At 42.3% G+C, this 18,539-nt stretch carries 19 protein-coding genes and 1 pseudogene; 11 read left to right on the top strand and 9 right to left on the bottom strand.

Annotated elements, in window-relative coordinates:
- Positions 1-20: 20 nt before the first annotated feature.
- On the top strand, positions 21-1,415 hold the full coding sequence (locus tag CBI30_RS03290; protein WP_071538954.1) for a tyrosine-type recombinase/integrase: 1,395 nt from the start codon (positions 21-23) through the stop codon (positions 1,413-1,415).
- Positions 1,416-1,570: 155 nt separating this feature from the next.
- Here the strand turns inward: CBI30_RS03290 and CBI30_RS11155 are convergent, their stop codons facing one another.
- Both CBI30_RS11155 and CBI30_RS03295 read right to left on the bottom strand, forming a co-directional pair.
- Positions 1,571-1,717, bottom strand: a complete 147-nt coding sequence (locus CBI30_RS11155; RefSeq protein ID WP_169711244.1) for a hypothetical protein — start codon at positions 1,715-1,717, stop codon at positions 1,571-1,573.
- Positions 1,718-1,781: 64 nt separating this feature from the next.
- Positions 1,782-2,231 carry a DUF6641 family protein gene (locus CBI30_RS03295; protein WP_071538953.1) on the bottom strand — a complete coding sequence of 150 codons (450 nt, stop codon included), beginning with the start codon at positions 2,229-2,231 and terminating at the stop codon, positions 1,782-1,784.
- Between the two features lie 134 nt (positions 2,232-2,365).
- On the opposite strand from CBI30_RS03295, the gene CBI30_RS03300 reads away from it, so the two are divergent.
- The 3 genes from CBI30_RS03300 (at position 2,366) to CBI30_RS03310 (ending at position 4,717) form a co-directional block, all read left to right on the top strand.
- Positions 2,366-2,890: a hypothetical protein gene (locus CBI30_RS03300; RefSeq protein ID WP_071538952.1), complete on the top strand. Its 525-nt coding sequence runs from the start codon at positions 2,366-2,368 to the stop codon at positions 2,888-2,890.
- Between the two features lie 111 nt (positions 2,891-3,001).
- Positions 3,002-3,814, top strand: a complete 813-nt coding sequence (locus CBI30_RS03305; protein WP_071538951.1) for a cation diffusion facilitator family transporter — start codon at positions 3,002-3,004, stop codon at positions 3,812-3,814.
- Positions 3,815-4,141: 327 nt separating this feature from the next.
- Positions 4,142-4,717, top strand: coding sequence for a tyrosine-type recombinase/integrase (locus CBI30_RS03310; RefSeq protein ID WP_088526973.1), 576 nt, complete (start codon positions 4,142-4,144; stop codon positions 4,715-4,717).
- 271 nt (positions 4,718-4,988) lie between these two features.
- On the opposite strand, the gene CBI30_RS03315 is transcribed toward CBI30_RS03310, so the two are convergent.
- Complete coding sequence (locus tag CBI30_RS03315; protein WP_088526903.1) at positions 4,989-5,666, bottom strand: hypothetical protein; 678 nt, start codon at positions 5,664-5,666, stop codon at positions 4,989-4,991.
- Between the two features lie 6 nt (positions 5,667-5,672).
- A complete protein-coding gene (locus CBI30_RS03320) occupies positions 5,673-6,299 on the bottom strand; it encodes a hypothetical protein (protein ID WP_143744347.1) in 627 nt (208 codons plus the stop codon).
- A gap of 199 nt (positions 6,300-6,498) precedes the next feature.
- Here CBI30_RS03320 and CBI30_RS03325 point away from each other — a divergent pair, with 199 nt between their 5' ends.
- The 5 genes and pseudogenes from CBI30_RS03325 to CBI30_RS11425 form a co-directional block, all read left to right on the top strand.
- Complete coding sequence (locus tag CBI30_RS03325) at positions 6,499-6,915, top strand: MarR family winged helix-turn-helix transcriptional regulator (RefSeq protein ID WP_088526905.1); 417 nt, start codon at positions 6,499-6,501, stop codon at positions 6,913-6,915.
- A gap of 69 nt (positions 6,916-6,984) precedes the next feature.
- Positions 6,985-7,374 carry a tautomerase family protein gene (locus tag CBI30_RS03330; protein WP_088526906.1) on the top strand — a complete coding sequence of 130 codons (390 nt, stop codon included), beginning with the start codon at positions 6,985-6,987 and terminating at the stop codon, positions 7,372-7,374.
- A 104-nt stretch (positions 7,375-7,478) separates the two neighbouring features.
- On the top strand, positions 7,479-7,676 hold the full coding sequence (locus tag CBI30_RS03335) for an antitoxin VbhA family protein (protein ID WP_068948940.1): 198 nt from the start codon (positions 7,479-7,481) through the stop codon (positions 7,674-7,676).
- On the top strand, positions 7,654-7,986 hold the full coding sequence (locus tag CBI30_RS11385; RefSeq protein WP_088526907.1) for a Fic family protein: 333 nt from the start codon (positions 7,654-7,656) through the stop codon (positions 7,984-7,986). Before CBI30_RS03335 ends, CBI30_RS11385 begins: the two co-directional genes overlap by 23 nt.
- Before the next feature lie 33 nt (positions 7,987-8,019).
- Positions 8,020-8,247: pseudogene (locus tag CBI30_RS11425) on the top strand (Fic family protein); the annotation flags it as partial.
- Between the two features lie 150 nt (positions 8,248-8,397).
- Here the strand turns inward: CBI30_RS11425 and CBI30_RS03350 are convergent.
- A complete protein-coding gene (locus tag CBI30_RS03350) occupies positions 8,398-8,835 on the bottom strand; it encodes a universal stress protein (RefSeq protein WP_088526908.1) in 438 nt (145 codons plus the stop codon).
- A 98-nt stretch (positions 8,836-8,933) separates the two neighbouring features.
- Complete coding sequence (locus tag CBI30_RS03355; protein ID WP_088526909.1) at positions 8,934-9,542, bottom strand: glutathione S-transferase; 609 nt, start codon at positions 9,540-9,542, stop codon at positions 8,934-8,936.
- Positions 9,543-9,785: 243 nt separating this feature from the next.
- Here CBI30_RS03355 and ahpC point away from each other — a divergent pair, with 243 nt between their 5' ends.
- Both ahpC and ahpF read left to right on the top strand, forming a co-directional pair.
- Positions 9,786-10,349: an alkyl hydroperoxide reductase subunit C gene (ahpC, locus tag CBI30_RS03360; protein ID WP_088526910.1), complete on the top strand. Its 564-nt coding sequence runs from the start codon at positions 9,786-9,788 to the stop codon at positions 10,347-10,349.
- Positions 10,350-10,467: 118 nt separating this feature from the next.
- Positions 10,468-12,012: an alkyl hydroperoxide reductase subunit F gene (gene ahpF / locus CBI30_RS03365; protein WP_088526911.1), complete on the top strand. Its 1,545-nt coding sequence runs from the start codon at positions 10,468-10,470 to the stop codon at positions 12,010-12,012.
- An 89-nt stretch (positions 12,013-12,101) separates the two neighbouring features.
- On the opposite strand, the gene CBI30_RS03370 is transcribed toward ahpF, so the two are convergent.
- The 3 genes from CBI30_RS03370 to CBI30_RS03380 all read right to left on the bottom strand — a co-directional run bounded on the left by CBI30_RS03370 (position 12,102) and on the right by CBI30_RS03380 (position 18,539).
- Positions 12,102-15,011, bottom strand: a complete 2,910-nt coding sequence (locus CBI30_RS03370) for an FAD-binding and (Fe-S)-binding domain-containing protein (RefSeq protein ID WP_088526912.1) — start codon at positions 15,009-15,011, stop codon at positions 12,102-12,104.
- 112 nt (positions 15,012-15,123) lie between these two features.
- Positions 15,124-15,447: a P-II family nitrogen regulator gene (locus CBI30_RS03375; protein WP_088526913.1), complete on the bottom strand. Its 324-nt coding sequence runs from the start codon at positions 15,445-15,447 to the stop codon at positions 15,124-15,126.
- Positions 15,444-18,539, bottom strand: a complete 3,096-nt coding sequence (locus CBI30_RS03380) for an efflux RND transporter permease subunit (protein WP_088526914.1) — start codon at positions 18,537-18,539, stop codon at positions 15,444-15,446. Before CBI30_RS03380 ends, CBI30_RS03375 begins: the two co-directional genes overlap by 4 nt.

Here is an 18,539-nt window from a genome sequence, read left to right on the forward strand (position 1 = left end):
TTAGCGAGATATTTTGCAAAATGAGTGATAGAAAACACACAACGCACATAGTTATTGATAGAGAGCTAATAGTGTATTTGCGAGAGCGAAGCACTATATGGCAATGTAGATATTGCATAGACAGACAATGGCAACGCACAAGCACAAAAGAATATGACTTAGCTAAAGCTAAGAAAGTGGCAAAGGAACTTTACTTAGAAGCACAGTGGCGAAAGAAAAATGACATCGCACCTATTACACGCTACTTTAAGGATGTTGCAAAAAGCGTAGTTAAAAAACTAAAAGAAGAAAATGCAAGTGGAAATGGCAAAGCAATTTACAAAGACTACATTGCAATAATCACAAATTACTTAATACCAGCGTTAGGCAAATACTATGTAGATAGCATTGACTACAGAGCATTAGAAGAATTAGAAAAGTATAGAAAAAATAAACTTAAAGCAGAGCCAACACGAAGCACCCTACTTACGCACAATGCCGCACTTAGCAAAGTATTGGACGAAGCAATTTACAAAGGCTATCTGTTAGCAAGTAGAAAGCCAGAGTTAAAAGTAAAAGGTAAGAAAAGCGAAAGACGCACAGAATTTACAAGAGTAGAAGCTACGGCAATTAAGGCAAACTTTGACGAGTGGATACAAAAAGGAAAAGCAGATAGTAAAGATGTAAGAGCGTTACTTAAAGATTATGTGATAACACTATTAGATACTGGTGCAAGACCAGGCAGAGAATTGCTTGAACTAACTTGGGCACAAGTTGAATTAGACAAAGAAGTAGTTAATAGAAAAACTGGTATGAGAGCAGAGTTAAGCGAAGACGACCAGCACGGAGAAGAGATAACGCATAACTTTATTCGTAAAACTCTCATATTCAATATACAAAAAGGTAAAACTGGAAAACGCATAGCTGTAGGCAGACTACCAAGCGTGTATGCACTTAATGACATTGCACAAAGAAACCACAACAAGACTTTAGAGCAAATGATTAAGAGTGGTAGTAATGAGCTGGTATTTACTTACAGAGAGTATGTAAGCAAGAGACAAAATAATCCCAATCGCAAACCACAGTTAGTAAGCCCAACAAGTTTTAGTAAATTATTTGACGAATACTTAAAGCAACACAACTTACTAATATCGCCAATTACAAATAAGAAGCGTGTGCTGTATAGCCTACGTCACACCTATGCAACGCTTGCCTTAACGCACGATAAAGTAAGCATACATACGCTTGCTAAGCAAATGGGGACAAGTGTTGCAATGATTGAGCAACACTACTCGCACTTAGATGCTGTAAAAGCAATGGCACAGTTGCGAGGCGAAGAAAGCAGACAGCTATTGGACTTAGCGTTAGACGAGGACGACAAGAAACGCTATGCTTACATTGACAAAGAAAGTAAAAGCAAAACTAAGAAGATTTAACACTTGCAATAGTTTGCTGTGCCTTAGCAATCTTCTGTCTATCACGCTCTGCCTTAAGTTGCTTGCTCACATTATCCTTTTGTAGCTTTAGCGACTTGATACGAGCTTGCTGAGGCGTAAGTGGTTTTATCGTTGCGATTTCTTTAATTAGCATATCAATGTATTTGTGTTGGAATGCTAATTACATTACTTGCACCAAACTGTGCTTGCAATATTTTCTGTGCCTCAACAATGCTGTTTGCAAAAACTATTGTTTCTACATACATACCACTTGCTTTAACTTGTGCCTTAAATTGTTTCATACAAGTATTTATTTTTTCTTATATTTACACACCCCAAATACAAACTATGTGGGGCGTGTAAAACTTATTTGCCAAATGCAAGTCTTGTTGCTTCACTAACTTCTGCAATAGCTTCGTCTAACTCTCCATTTGCAACTGCAACCTTAAGTGCTTTAAGTGTAGAAATAAGCTCGTCACCACTTGCCAACTCAATTGCATTAGCTTTAGATTTTTTATTAAGCATTAGTGTTTTCGCACCATACTTAACAGCAAGATTGATTTTGTTATTTTCATTGCTTACCCAAAACCATTCTTTAACTCTCTTTGCAACTTCTGCTGTCATACGCTCACCAGTTGCCTTATTCACATAAGTTTTTAATCGCACTGGTGCGTATGTTTTACCTTCGCGTTGTGCTTCACATAACTCAAGCTGTTCGTGCAACTTGCTAATTAGTTTATTGCGACGGATAACTATTGGGGAAGCGTGTAATTGCTTTTTACTAACAACTAATTTCAGTCCATTTAATGTGCTCATAACATTCTCCTTTTTTATTAAGCACATTTAATTTATTACCAGACTTTGCACATTCGCAACCTCAATTTGCCATACATAACCAAATAATTCACATAAAAATATTTGGTTTTATTAGGTATTGCATAAATAAATGTATGCAAATAACAGCAAACACAATTAGGGACTTTTTAGATAAGCAACAAAAGCACATTACGCACTATGTAGTTGCACAAAGCTACTATCGTCCTTATCACCAATTGCCACAAGCTGTTGAGCATATGGCACGCAATTTACAAAAAGATTTAAGGCACGCACGAAATTGTTTTAACAGAGAGCTTTACGGCAATGGAGCAAGACGCAAGCCGTTGCAATATCAGCCACTATTCATAGCAACATTAGAAGGCACAAAAAATACAAGCAATCCCCAACTCACACTTCACTACAACATTTACTTAGGCAACTTACCAAAAATACTAACAACAGAGGACATTAAAGAACTATGGACTTACTGTTGGCATACAAAAGCAAATCAATCAAGCAACATATACATTACAGAACCATTAGCTAATACTCAATCACACTTACTACATTACGGCACTAAAGAAACGCAGATAGGAAACTTAGGTTGTTGGGATTTTGAAAATACACAAATACCATACAACGCACTAAACATTGACTGAAGTTGTGTTTAGGATATGTAGCTACGCATTGGACGCAATGGGTAGTTATATAACTATGACTAAATGAATTATTGTTAAACTAAACAGAACTAATTAACTGGTGGAGTTGTTATGAAAGAGCAAGCTGTTGAAACAATCTTCAAAGTTCCAAAAATGGATTGTCCAAGTGAAGAACATATGATAAGAATGACACTTGAACAATTACCAATCCATTCACTAAAATTTGATTTGCACAATAGAGTGCTTACTGTGCAACATACAACAGAACCAAACTTGATTTTAGAAAAGCTAACACCACTTGGTTATGGGGCACAAATTCAATCTAATATATTTTTAGAAATAGACAATTTAGAAACAGATGGTGATAAAGAACACAATGCAATAGAGCGAAACACATTGCTTTGGTTGCTTGCATTAAACGGAGCAATGTTTTTTATAGAGATTATTACTGGTTGGATAGCAAATTCAGCTGGACTATTGGCTGATGCACTTGATATGTTTGCAGATGCAACAGTTTATGTAATTGCTTTATACGCTGTAGGTAAGACGGCACAATACAAACTCAAAGCCGCAAAAATATCTGGCGTTGCAATGCTTTTATTATCGTTTGGAGCTATATGGCGTGTTGGATATCAAATACATACAGACGCAGAACCTGAAGCAAACACAATGGTATGGATTTCCGTATTAGCCTTAATTGCAAATGTCACTTGCTTATACTTAATTTCAAAGCGTAAGAATGATGGTGTGCATATGAAGGCAAGCTATATATTTTCTGCAAATGATGTCATAGCAAACATTGGTGTAATTATTGCTGGTGTTTTAGTGGCTTGGTTTGCAAGCCCAATACCTGATTGGCTTATTGGTATTGCTATTGGATTATTAGTTTTAAGTGGTGCAATACGCATACTTAAGCTCAAGTAAGTAGTAGCACATCAAATCCACGCTACAAACGCTTAAAACATCACAGCGAATAGCAATTAAAGTAGAGACACGCTTAAACAGCGTATAGACGCTATACGCAAGTCTGCGTAATTTCGTAGTCAATTCACAACAAATCCAATAAATACAACAATGTAATGATTTATACAAATCCTTACATTACACATTAAAAACAGTGGTTCTCGTCTGTATCGCATTGATTATTGGAAGGATTTTAATTTGACGAACTTTTTTCAAAACGAGGTAGGAAAAAACAATAAAAGAAAACAACATATAGCTATTGCAAGATTATATTTAGGGAAGAAAGCAATGGCTAAGCAAGCAAAAACACTTACACAAGCAGAAATACGCAGAGTTTTAGATTACATAGCTACACGCAAGCACAGCACACGCAATCGTGCTTTAGTAATGACGACATTTTTAAGTGGTGTGCGTGTTGGAGAGTTGGCAAGTTTGCAATATAAGGATGTTGTTGATTTAGAAGGCAACATACGCAACGAAATTAGATTGAGTGCTGAGCAAACAAAAGGAAACGAAGCAAGAGTTGTATTTGTGAGCGAGAAACTTCGCAAAGAATTAGAGCAATATGCAAAATTCTATCAACCCAAAAACATAAACTGTAAGTTCTTTTACAGTCAAAAAGCAGACAGTGATGGATTTACAGCAAATACACTAACGCAATTCTTTCACTACTTGTATAAAAAGAGTGGTGTTTATGGTGCAAGCTCGCATAGTGGCAGACGCACATTTATTACGAATTTGGCAAACAAAGGAATTAGCGTGAGAGTGTTAGCAAGTTTAGCTGGACACAAAAATATAAGCACTACGCAATGCTACATAGATGTAAATGACGAAATGAAGCGTAAAGCTGTAGAGTTGGTTTAACTTGGTATGGTTGGTATTGGTTTAGCAAGAAAAGTGTGCGTTTAACTATTAGGTGTTGTGCAAGCTGTATGGTTTAGCACAGCAAAACATATAGGAGTAATACGCACGATTTTTTTACATAATAATGACCAAACCAACCAAGCACTATCTGTATAGCTTGCAAGGCAATGGTGGTATTTGTTATGTAGAAAAACCATACTTTTTACTCCTATGTGTTTTCAGCACCATATACAGTAATACGCATAGTTTTCTTGCTAAACCAATACCAACCTTACCAACTCTTCTTCTTTCTCAACTCTGCCAACTTACTCTTTAGCAAAGCTGTTTGTTCTTCTGTAAGCTGTTTAGCATATCCATTTGCTTCATACCAATCATCAATTTCTTTATCAACTAATACCAAAGCCTTTTTAAGCACTTCCAAACGCACTTCCTTAATTGTTTTCCAATTAAAGCGTTCTTTAATATCAATCAACTTATCTTCACTTCTACTTGTAATTAAGAATGGCAATAAATCGTATTGCAATCCTAACTCACCACTTTTAATTTTCCTATCCAACCACACAGCTAAATCAGCTCGCTTCTTCAGTGCTAATAACAAATAATCTTGTGCATTCTTAATCGCCAACTTAGCCTTATTAGCCAAGTCTGCTTTCTTCGCTTGTCTATCTACTAATACATTGCTAATTACCTTAGCACTAATAGCATAACCATCGTATCTACCAAAAAGCATTAGTGCTTGCTTATGCAACTTTTCGTATTGATTTAATACAGCTGGCTTTTTAACCTTACGCAATGCTTGTTGCTGTTTCCAGTTATTTTCAATTTCAGCTTGTAGCTCTTTTGTAAGCAAAGCATTTATATCTCGCTTGCTTACTTCATCGCCAGCAACTACCCTATCTATAAGCCTTGCAAGACTTTGCTTCTTAGCTTCTGGTGTTAAGCGTGGCACTTATTATCAATCCCAACCTTTAGTAAGTATTTTTCGTAATTTTTCCAACTCTTTTTCTTTAAGCAACTGAAAATATTTTGCATTTTTTTCGTCTGCCTTGTGCATCGCTTCCAATTTCTTTATTACAGTTGTTGTTGGATTTATTTCATCTACAAAATTTTCATATAAAACCACATTATCTAAATGCCTAACCATTACTTGAAGCATTTGACATCTTCTTGCTAAATCCTCGCATTCCTTAATATCATCTCTATCAATTGTTGTATATGCTTCTATGCAATGTCCATACATTAGTCCCAACATACTTGAATTTGCATCATCACTAAATGCATATAAAGTAGCCATATACTGAGAATTTGTTTTCAATGCCTCATCAGCTGTTCTTTTCATATCCCATACAAAAGTGTCATCCTTTTCAATTTGCGTCCAAGCTGGATTTTTCTTATTTGGATTAAGCACTACTACTTTTTTTATATTCAACTTCTGCCTCATATCTTCTGCAAGTGGCAATGGTTTTTTAGGTGAAGAAGAAATTAAGGCAATTTTTACTTTTGACATAATGGCAAATCCTTGCAAAAAGTTGTAAGCACTTGTAGTGTGCAATTCTTTTATGTTGCAATCAAATAATTTCACAAAATTGCTACACACCTTACTACACACCAAAAATATACCCTTGTTTTATATAGAGAAAATGCTGTAATTTTGTCTTTTAATCCGTTGGTCGCGAGTTCGAATCTCGCCCGACCCACCAAGCATTACTAAGCCTCGCTCTGCGGGGCTTTTTCATCTTCATATAGTTGCATAGCTAATTAATATCAATTACACTACCCCTATGTTTGAACAATGCCTCTATTTCAATACCACCAGCCTAGCTCGCCAGCTAGAGCGGGAATGGGCTAGCGCATTTAAGCCTTTTGGCCTTACCCCCTCCCAAGCATTTATGCTCCGAGTAGTCCTAGACAAAGCACCGCTATTGCAAAGTGAGTTGGCTTTGGAAATGAATATCAGCCGCCCTACTGCTACTAGATGTTTGGATGGCTTAGAACGTTTGACCTTGATTAAGCGGGTTTCCTCCGAAAAAGATGGTCGGGAGCAAGAGATTCATCCTACCAAAAAGGCTATGGAGATTAAGGATGCCATCAATGCTGCCAGTGGGGCCGTTACCAAGCGTCTTAAGAAAGTATTGGGTACAAAGCATTTTGAAGATGTTGTTGGACAACTTCAGGGCATTAGCTCTGCCTTGAAGTAATAGGGACTTTTTTATTTCCCTATTAGTTGCATAGCTAACTTATTTTATTAACTAACAAAGGAGAATGACATGCCAATCTTAAACGTCAAAGTTAGTGGACAAAAGAATATCGAGACCACTAAATCCATTAATGAGCTATTACTCGATCTTACCCATCGCATTCTAGGTAAGAAGAAGGAAGTTACCGCTATCGCTATTGAATATGTAGATCTGGACTGCTGGTTTGTAGGTGGCAAGTTATTGAGCGAACAAGGCAAGAATAGTTTTTACTTTGATATCAAAATTACCGATGAGACCAATACCAAAGATGAGAAGGCTCAGTACATCAAGGAAGCATTTGAGGGTTTTGAAAGAATCCTAGGCAACTTGCATGAAGAGAGTTATATCTATGTTCAGGATGTCAGGGCCGCCAGCTATGGTTATGGTGGAAAGACCCAGGAGTATCGATATCATCAATAATTTCTAAAATACAGCCATAACCCCCTGAAATACAATGGGTTTACTGCTAAATTATTAGGCAGAATTCCCTAGGAAATCAGCCTCAAATCCACTAAAATGGTGTTATGCCAACTAAATTTGCCAACCAATCTCAAGCTCGCCAATACAACGTTTCTAATGCCGTGGCTTCCGCTCGGATTGAGGGCATTGTTCCAACTAAGCAGTTAGAGCAAAACCTCACTGATTACGTTGCTGGCAAAAAGAGTATCGCGCAAATATTGGAAGAAACTAAACAACGTTATGTCACGCTACGACGCGGATGACACCTACTGCTACCCAGGTACAGACGTACTTCGTAATAAAGCAGAAATAACCGATGCAAATGAACTAGACGCCTACGAAGGCGAGCTATCTACTTTGCGCTCGATTGAAATTCTAGAAAATCCCATAGCAGGTCAGTTTGATTTAGCTCATCTTCGGCGGATTCATCTAGCCCTCTTTCAGGACGTCTATGAGTGGGCTGGCAAGATTCGCATAGTAGACATTAGTCGCAGCAATAGTCGATTTGCTAATGTACGTTTTATTGAATCTGCGGCAAACGACATCTTCAACAAACTAGCTGGCGAAAACTGACTAAAGGGGCTCGATGCAAGCTCCCTATCAAAAAGACTAGCTCACTATTTATCAGAGATAAATGCCCTTCATCCTTTTAGAGAGGGGAATGGTCGCGTACAACGCATATTCATCTCCCAACTTAGTCAATCAGCGGGTTATCAACTCGACTACTCAGACCTAGAGCAAGTGTATATTTATCGAGCGATGGAGATGGCTTTTAATGGCGATGAATCTATTCTTGCCAATCTCATTCTGGAACGCCTGGAGTGCAGTGAATAGGTTTGAGCATTTTTCGACCTGCCTGAGTCAATTAAACCTCTTTAAGCCCGTTGGTCGCGAGTTCGAATCTCGCCCGACCCACCAGCAACACAAAAGCCTCTGAACTTTCATTCAGAGGCTTTTTACTTTGACAAACTAACTAAAGTACGATTACACAACAACCACAGGTAACTTTGAATGGACAATGACTGCGTGTGTGTCGCTACCCATAAAAACACCCTTCAATCCAGTACGTTTGTGTGATGCCATCATGATGGCATCGGCCTTAGCCTTTTTGGCGGACTCTAGGATACCCTCATAAACGGTAGCACTAAATTCATGATGCACCTTTGCCTTCACTTCTTTGCCTACGAGTTTTAAGGCTTTCTCCAATATCTCTTTAGCATGTTGTTCACATGCTTTTTTATGGCTTGCATCTGAAATTTTATAGTCGGATGCTTTTTTTGCGTAAACAAACGGTGCCCGCGGATCTGAAATGTAAACCAGTGTCACATTAGCCCCATCAGCCTTAACAAGGTCGGTAATTACCTTCATGTTTTTTGCAGTAACCATGTCATCAACTACGGGTATCAAAATATTTTTAAACATCAGAGGCTCCAATTAAATAAATGAACCTTTTCAGTTTGCCTTCATTAGAAATTGAGCTATTGACCTAGATCAACATACCTGACACCGCGTAACATTGCTTAATCTATCCAGGCTGGGTATTTATGCATCACCGAATGAAACAGCTCAGATTCAATATGTTGATTTAGCCATTGCTTGACTAAGGTAAATGGCAATTCATTAAACCTTTGCGGATTAACCATCGCAAACTGCCGTATGAATGGAAAGATGGCCACATCAATCCATGTCATTTGGTCACCCGATAGATGCTGGTTTGATTGCAAAGCAGCCTCCATGGGTTTGAACATTAGATCGATTGCCGCACTGAACACTGTTTCTTGATTTAGATCTGGATATCGATTTGGATATTTATATTGATCTAGCAGCGTCTTAAATGGTCCATCATTTTTCTCAATCCAAGCCTGGGAGATATCTGCATCAACCGCTCCCCAGCCATCTGGATCCGACTCCCCCAATGCCCAACGCATGATGTCCAGGCTTTGATCCAAGATGAGATCGTCGACGCATAAAACTGGAACAGTTCCTTTGGGTGATGACAACAACATGGATTGCGGCTTATTGCGCAATTCAATTTCTCTGTGCTCAAGCTGAATGTCAGCATATTTCAATGCCATGCGAGCCCTCATTGCATAAGGGCATCTTCGGTAAGAATACAAAATTGGCATCATTATTTAACGGTCCGATAAGACACTGATCTCCAGAATCTTTAGTAAAGCTGAATCGCTGGGCTGGCGTAATTAGATACTAAATGAAATACCACCAGAGGATGGCGCTGGACGTGATATTTAAGTAAAGCTTGTTATCTAAAAAATAGATTATCAATATCTAAATTAATCATTATCCAAATAAATAAATAGTCTCTAGAATGTACTCTGCTGTTAATCAACTATTTCATTTTTACAGGAGAAACCATGTCACTAATCAACACAGTAGTTCCACCATTCAAGACCCAAGCTTTCCACAATGGTAAGTTTGTAACTGTTTCCGATGAGACTCTCAAAGGCAAATGGTCTGTACTCATTTTCATGCCAGCAGCATTTACATTTAACTGCCCAACAGAAATTGAAGATGCGGCTGATAACTACGCTGAATTCCAGAAGATGGGTGCCGAGGTATACATCATCACTACTGATACTCATTTCTCACACAAAGTGTGGCACGAGACTTCACCTGCAGTAGGTAAGGCGAAGTTCCCATTGGTTGGCGATCCAACTCACACTCTCACACGTGGCTTTGGCGTTCACATTGATGAAGAAGGTTTGGCGTTGCGCGGCACATTCATCATCAATCCAGAAGGTGTTATCAAAACAGCTGAAATTCACTCAAACGAAATCGCTCGCGACATCTCTGAGACATTGCGTAAGCTCAAAGCTGCTCAATACACCGCTGCTCACCCAGGTGAAGTTTGCCCAGCGAAGTGGAAAGAAGGCGCAACAACATTGACTCCATCTATAGATCTCGTAGGCAAGATCTAATCTAGGAAGTTAGTATTTACTAGTAATCAATAGACTCTCTTCGGAGAGTCTATTGGATAGGAAGTACCTCTCATCCTGCCCAATAGACTCATCAAGATTTAATATCAAGGAATGCATCATGTTAGATAGCAATATCAAATCACAACTTAAGGCTTATTTTGAAAAGATAGTGAGCCCTATCGTTTTAGAAGCCACCCTAGATGAAGGCGATTCATCTGCCCAGATGCTTGAGCTACTCAACGAGGTTGCAGAGCAATCCGAGAAAATCACCGTTAAGACTACTGGTAACAGTAAAAATATTCCTAGCTTTACAGTAAGCAAGCTTGATGAAGTCGCTCGTATTGCATTCTCTGGCCTACCAATGGGTCATGAGATGACCTCCTTCATCTTGGCTATTTTGCAAACCAGCGGCTACCCACCAAAAGTTGAGCAAGATGTGATCGACAGTATTAAGGGTCTTGATGGCAAAAAGCACTTTCAGACATTCATCTCCCTGTCATGCCACAACTGCCCAGATGTAGTGCAGGCCCTGAACCTCATGGCTGCACTCAACCCCAACATCGAACACGAGATGATTGATGGTGCTCTATTCCAAGGCTTGGTAGATCAATACCAGATCATGGCGGTGCCAACTGTGATTCTGAATGGTGAAGTTTTTGGTCAAGGCCGTATGAGCGTTGAAGAAATTGCTGCCAAACTCGACACCAGCTCTTCAGCACGAGATGCAGAAAAGATCAGCGCTAAAGCGCCTTATGATTCATTGATCATCGGCGGCGGCCCTGCTGGCGCCTCTGCAGCAATCTACTCCGCACGCAAAGGCATTAGAACCGGTGTTGTTGCTCAAAGTTTTGGCGGTCAAGTTACCGATACCGTAGGTATTGAAAACTTCATTTCCGTTAAAGAGACCGAAGGCCCTAAATTGGTGATGGCCCTTGAGCAGCACGTGAAGGAATATGAAGTAGATGTCATGAACCTACAAACCGCCAAGAGCCTCAGTAAGACTGGTGACGCAATCCAAATCACCCTAGAGAATGGCGCCATTCTCAAAAGCAAAACCGTCATTCTGAGTACTGGTGCACGCTGGCGTGAAATGAATGTGCCAGGCGAGCAAGAATATCGTGGCAAAGGTGTTGCCTACTGCCCTCACTGTGACGGCCCTCTCTACAAAGGCAAGCGCGTAGCGGTCATTGGTGGCGGAAACTCTGGAGTTGAGGCTGCAATTGATTTGGCGGGCATTGTGAGTCATGTCACTTTAGTTGAATTTGATACCAAGTTGCGTGCTGATGCAGTGCTCCAAAAGAAACTAAATAGCCTTCCTAATGTTACCGTCATTACTAATGCCCTCAGCAAAGAAGTCTTGGGTGCTAATGGAAAGGTGACTACCTTGCGTTACGAAGATCGTGCCAATAATCAGATGCATGAAATTGCACTCGAAGGCATCTTTGTTCAAATTGGACTGCTACCGAATACGGATTGGCTCAAAGGCGTGATTGATCTATCCCCTCGTGGCGAGGTCATCATTGACCAAAAGGGTGAAACATCAATGCCTGGCGTATTTGCTGCTGGAGACTGCACTACCGTCCCTTACAAGCAAATCATCATCGCCATGGGTGAAGGCGCTAAAGCATCGCTCTCTGCATTTGATTATTTGATTCGCTCTTAAACTGCTTCAATTGTTTTAAACATAAAAAATCCCCCGAACTCACATTCGGGAGATTTTTTATTGCACACTTCTAAGTTAGTAGGTGTTGCTTATGATGCCTTTGCTGCCTGTTGATGTGCCATCTGTAGCAGCTCAGCCAAATGCTTTACCTTGCGACCAGTCTCTTGCTCAATCTGCTCACGACAGCTAAAGCCATTGGTAAGAATGATAGTTTCTTGATCCGCGGATCGAATAGCCGGGAGCAGCACTAACTCTCCTACGGCTTTGGATAGCTCGACATGCTCAGGATTAAATCCAAATGAGCCCGCCATGCCACAACAGCCACTATCAATGTAATCAGCCTTTGCTCCCAAAGCGCTAAGGAGTGCTACATCACCCTTGGTACCAAACAAAGATTTCTGATGACAATGGGAGTGGACCAAGACATTACAGTCTAGGGGTGGCGGCACATAACCCTGCTCATGCAAAAAATCCCCCAGTAAATAGCTGCTAGATGACAACAACTTCGCCCTTGGATCATGAGGGAAGAACTTTAGTAGCTCATCCTTAAATACCGACATACAGCCAGGCTCAAGACCAACCACTGCAATAGGTGAATCATCACCCGCACCAATCTGATCGCCAATCGCGTCTAGAATTTTCTCCAGCTTTTGCTTGGCTAAATCAAGATAGCCGAAGTCATATAGAGGGCGTCCACAACACAATGGCGTTTTCGGTAAGGTTGCCTCAAATCCTGCGTGAGCGAGGACCTCTACAGCTGCATTCGCCACTTCGGGATGGAAGTGCTCGCAGAAAGTATCTACCCAAAGGATGACTTTTTTCTGCCCTACGCTTGCATTCGTGGATTGCTTGAATTGCTTCCGAAAGGATTGACTTGCAAACTTTGGCAAGCTGCGCTCTTGCGCAACACCGCCCACCCATTTAGCAATGCTGGAGAGGACTGGTGTTTGCATTACGCCATTAATCAACCAAGAGAACTTACTAGCTAGCGGTGCCCAATCACCAATACGGCCCATAGTGAGGGCCTGACGAGGTCTGCTATTGGTCTCGTGATAGTGAGACAAGAACTCCGCCTTATAGGAAGCCATGTCGACATGCGCGGGGCAGTCGCTCTTACAGCCCTTGCAGGAGAGGCAAGTATCAAGCGCCTCTTTAAGCTCGTTGCTTTCCCAGCCATCCTTAATCACTTCACCTTGTAGCATCTCCCAGAAGAGGCGTGAGCGGCCACGAGTTGAGAAGCGCTCTTCTTTGGTGGCTCGATAGCTTGGGCACATTGTGCCGACTTTTTCACTGCGGCACTTACCCATACCAACGCAACGCTCAACTGCTCTTTGGAAACCATTGCCCTCTTGACTCAAGAAATTCAGACGCGTCTTGATATTGACAACTTTGTATTCTGGACCCATGCGCAAGTTTTCATCTACGCGATAAGGGTGAACTACCTTACCCGGATTGAGTTTGTTCTGCGGATCCCAAATACGCTTGAACTCATGCATCGCACCCATCAACTCTTCGCCAAACATAATAGGCAGAAATTCTGCTCTAGCTTGGCCATCTCCATGCTCACCAGTAAGTGATCCTCCAAACGCCACTACCAAGGTTGCGGCATCCCGAATGAAAGATCTAAATTTAGCAACGCCTTCTGCAGAGCGTAAATTAAAGGTAATACGCGCATGAATACAGCCGTCACCGAAGTGGCCGTAAAGTGAAGTTTCATACTCATAAGAATCCACTAGCGCCTGGAAGGCTCGCAGATACTCACCTAAGCGCGCCGGATCCACTGCCGCATCCTCCCAACCCACTACTGGATCAGGGGAATTGGGGTCAATCGAAAGATGAGTAGCCGATGCGCCATTCTCACGAATCGACCAAATGCGCTTTTGCACCAAGGGATCTGGCACTAGCCAGGTTGAGGGCTGAGGCCCCTTAGTTCTTGCCTTGAAATACTGCTGCGCTTTTTCAGCCTGAGCTACTGCACCCTCCAGCGTGTCATCGCCAAACTCAACTACCACCCAAGCATTTCCAGGTGGCAATAGATCGATTTCCGCCTTAGCTAAATTACGCTGTTGTAAGCCTCGAATAATTTTGTAATCCAATCCTTCAATGGCAATTGGATTAAAGGACTGATATTCAGGCACAGCATCACCTGCCACATAAATATCCTCAAAACCCAAAACCAAGACAACGCGCTTAGCCGGACTCTTTACCAGTCGCACTTTGGCAGCGAGTGTCAGGGCACATGTCCCTTCAGTCCCGACTAAGGCCTTGGCAACGTTAAATCCATTCTCGGGTAAAAGCTGGTCTAGGTTATATCCAGAGACGCGGCGCTTGATATTCGGAAAGCGTGCACGAATCAGATCAGCATACCGATCACGTAAAGTCAGCAAGTCTTGATAGATCTGCCCCCTACGACCACCGGCAGCAATAATTTGCGCTAACTCTTGATCTGATGTCGGACCAACCCAGAAACGTTCGCCGTCATAAGTCAAAATCTCTAAAGCCTCGGTATTTTCAAGCGTCTTGCCTGCCATCACAGAATGGGCACCACAAGAGTTGTTGGCAACCATGCCCCCCAAAGTACAACGGCTATGCGTAGAAGGGTCAGGTGCAAAAGTTAAACCATGTAACTCAGCAGCATCACGCAAAGAATCGCAAATCACACCCGGCTCAACAAGGGCATTACCAGCAACGGGATCCAAAGCAAGAATGTGATTGCAGTACTTGGAGATATCAAACACGACCGCATTATTAACGGTTTGGCCATTCATGGAGGTGCCAGCACCCCGCATCAGAACGGGCGCTTTATTACGATGACAGATCTCTATACCTTTTATAAATTCCTCGGTATTTTTTGGGGTGACAACCCCAATCGGAATTTGACGGTAATTAGAAGCCTCTGAAGCATACACCGCTTGATGGGCCGTATCAAAATGAACGGAGCTCCCAAGAGCCGCAGTCAGCTCTACATTGAGCTGCTCCCACTGAGAAATACTACCCATATTTAATCCTTGTTAGATGCAATCACCCTTTTCTGGGTACTGTACATTCTAACAATTTCTACTCATTTGTGATTCTTGGCGAATTGATCAAATATGGAGAATTTGCCCTAGCCTAAGGGGTGGACTTTGCAATGAAGAAGGCCTTTGGAACCTCGGTGCACCAAACCACGCCATCCCCAATTTGTCCTGTCTGGCAAATAGTCACAATCCGATCCATGAGTACTGGCGCAATCTCATCATTGCAAACAATTTCTATTTTTACTTTTGACGAGTAGTCAGTGAGTTCATCTTTAATATTTGATTTACCCGTCCGACTGGGGGCGCTGCACCCCTCAACCTTGGTCACAGTCATACCAGGAAATCCTGGGGTCTCAAGCAATGCCGTTCTGAGAGCGGCTAATTTATTTGGGCGAATGACCGCCTTCACTTCCATCATGCTTCCACCTCTTTATCTTCAAACCATCTATATAAGACGGGGAGTACCAGTAACGTTAATGCGGTCGATGTAATCAACCCGGAAATCACCACAGCAGCCAAAGGCCGAGTTACCTCAGAGCCAGGTCCACCAGAAAAAAGCATTGGCACCAAAGCTAACATCGCCACAGAGGCGGTCATCATGACAGGTCTAAATCGGTGGCCACAACCGTGTAATAGCGCATCCTCCATAGAGTAACCATCCTCACGCAACTGCTTGATAAAGGAAATCAATACCACTCCATTTAATACCGCAATTCCCCAAAGGTTAATAAAGCCAACTGCGGCAGGAACGGATAAGTACTCCCCAGTGATAAACAATCCAAACACTCCCCCAATCGAAGAAAAAGGAAGTACCAAGATAATTAATCCAGCCAAGCGCAGAGACTTGAAGAGCATAAAGAGCAGGAAATAAATTGCCAGAATAGTCAATGGAATAATGACCATCAAACGCGCCATGGCCCGCTCCATATTTTCAAACTGCCCGCCCCACTCGAGGGTGTAACCCTGCGGCAACTCCACCTGCTTGGCAATCAGATTCTGCGCCTCTTGCACAAAGCCACCCAGATCTCGGCCGTCAACGTTGACGCCAACTACGAGTCGACGCTTGCCTGACTCTCTAGATATCTGCGCAGGGCCATCCACTAGAGAGATTTCAGCTAAGTCACGCATTAATACTTGGGCGCCATCAGGGGAGTGCAGGATAATATTTTCAATTGCATCTACCTTGTCCCGATACGGAGTGGGGTAACGAAGAATTAAAGGGAATCGCCTCTCCCCCTCGTAAACAGTACTTGCTTGCTTACCGCCGATCGCTGTTTCAATCACCTCATTGACATCAGAAACGTTAATTCCATAGCGCGCAATTGCATCACGATTGATATTAATATTTAGATAGTTTTGTCCCGAGGCTTGCTCAATTCGCAAGTCATTACTACCTTTTATCTTGGTGAGGATTTGACTGATCTGCGCACCTAGCTTTTGTAGAGTAACGAGATCATCCCCAAAAATTTTGATTGCCACTTGAGAGCGCACACCAGAAACCATTTCATCAACTCGCGCAGCAATTGGCTGTGAAATCGATAACTCAATACCTGGCAATGTTTTTAACTTATCCCGAATCTCTTGTGCAATTTCTTCCTGACTCAGTTTGCGATCACCTATCGGCTTGAGCGTGACAATAGGATCAGATTCATTTGGCTGACCCGGATCAGCTGGGGACTCCCCCTTCCCTAAGCGAGATACGGCCATCTGAACATCCGGAATAGTCATGATGCGTTTGATTGCCTCAAACTCTAACTTAATAGACTCATCCAATGAGATATTGGGGGCTCGCACAATCACTGGTGTGATCGAGCCTTCCTGCATGACGGGAATAAATGCCTTACCTAACAGCACAAATCCCACTAAGCTAATTGCTAAAGCAATTAAGGACCGCTTCACTACTAGTTTGGGATTATCCAGGCTCCACCGTAGCCAACGCTCATAAGGAGCGCGCATACTGGCTACCGCCTTGGTGTCATCTTCACTGCCGCCCTTAAGGATGTATGAACACAACACTGGTGACAAGGTAAATGACAGAATCAGAGAGATCGTCAGCGCTATGGCAATGGTGATGGCCATTGGCGCGAACATCTTGCCCTCCATACCCTCAAGCGACAGGAGCGGCATGAAAACCAAAATAATGATGCCAACACCAAAGAGTACTGGCGTCCCAACCTCAGTAGCCGCCTCCAAAATAATCCGGTTCTTAGATTCTCCAGATTTCAATCGCTGACCCAATTTAGCAAAGGTGTTTTCAACCACCACTACCGATCCATCGACCATGATGCCAATCGCAATCGCAAGACCCCCGAGAGACATTAGGTTCGCAGAAATGCCATAACGGTTCATGACCAAGAAAGTTAGTAGTGGCGTGAGAATAAGTGTGGCGACTACGATAAGTGATGAACGAACATCACCTAAGAATAAAAACAGCAAGATGACGACGAGGATGACGCCCTCAATTAAGACCTTAGCCACGTTGAACATGGCAGCGTTAACCAGATCGGTGCGATCATAAAAAGGAACAATTTGTAATCCATCTGGCAATAACTTGCCCTCATTAATTTCAGCAACTTTGAGTTTGATGCGATTAACTACGTCCCGCGCATTACCACCACGAATCATCTGAATAATCCCTGCCACGCTCTCCGTATAACCATTCTTTATCGCAGCGCCTTGCCTCACCTCGCTACCGATAGTTACTTCTGCTACGTTCCTCACATATACCGGAATTCCCTTTACTTCTTTGAGAATAATTTTCCCAATATCCTCAGGCTTAGTAACTAAGCCCACTCCGCGAATGAGATATCGCTCTGCATAGGTAGGCAGCTGTCCACCACCAGAGTTCGCATTATTTCTAGCAAGTGCTTCGTAGATATCTCGAAGGCTAACTTGATAGTGCCGTAATCTTTCTGGGTTAACAAGCACCTGATACTCGCGCGCATAACCGCCTTGCGTATTAATCTCGGCAATACCTGCAATCGATCGCAACATTGGACGAACAACCCAATCCTGAATCGTGCGGCGCTCCTCAAGCTCTTCAATCGTGAGCTGTCTATCGCCATCGGAAGGATGATCAAGTGTGTATTGGTAGATTTCACCTAAACCTGTGGATGGAGGAGCCATCACAGGCGTGATGCCGACAGGCATTTTTGCAGCAACTTCAATCAATCGCTCCGTGACTAATTGACGAGCAAAATACAGGTCCGTCTTTTCAGTAAATACTAAAGTAATGACCGATAAGCCGTTGCGGTTCAGCGAGCGCATTTCAGTTAGGCCCGGCAATCCCGTCATCCCTAATTCAATAGGGACTGTGACAAAACGCTCCACCTCTTCAGGGGAGCGGCCCGGCGCCTCGGATGCAATTTGCACCTGAACGTTGGTGACGTCCGGGAATGCGTCTACAGATAAGCGCTTGGTTGCCAGTAAGCCTGCAACAAAAAGGACGAGAGCAATAATGACAACGAGTAGTCGCTGCTGTAATGAAAGACGAACAATTTTCTCAATCAT

Origin of the sequence: Polynucleobacter aenigmaticus (assembly GCF_002206635.1) — a bacterium.
Taxonomy (GTDB): Bacteria; Pseudomonadota; Gammaproteobacteria; order Burkholderiales; family Burkholderiaceae; genus Polynucleobacter; species Polynucleobacter aenigmaticus.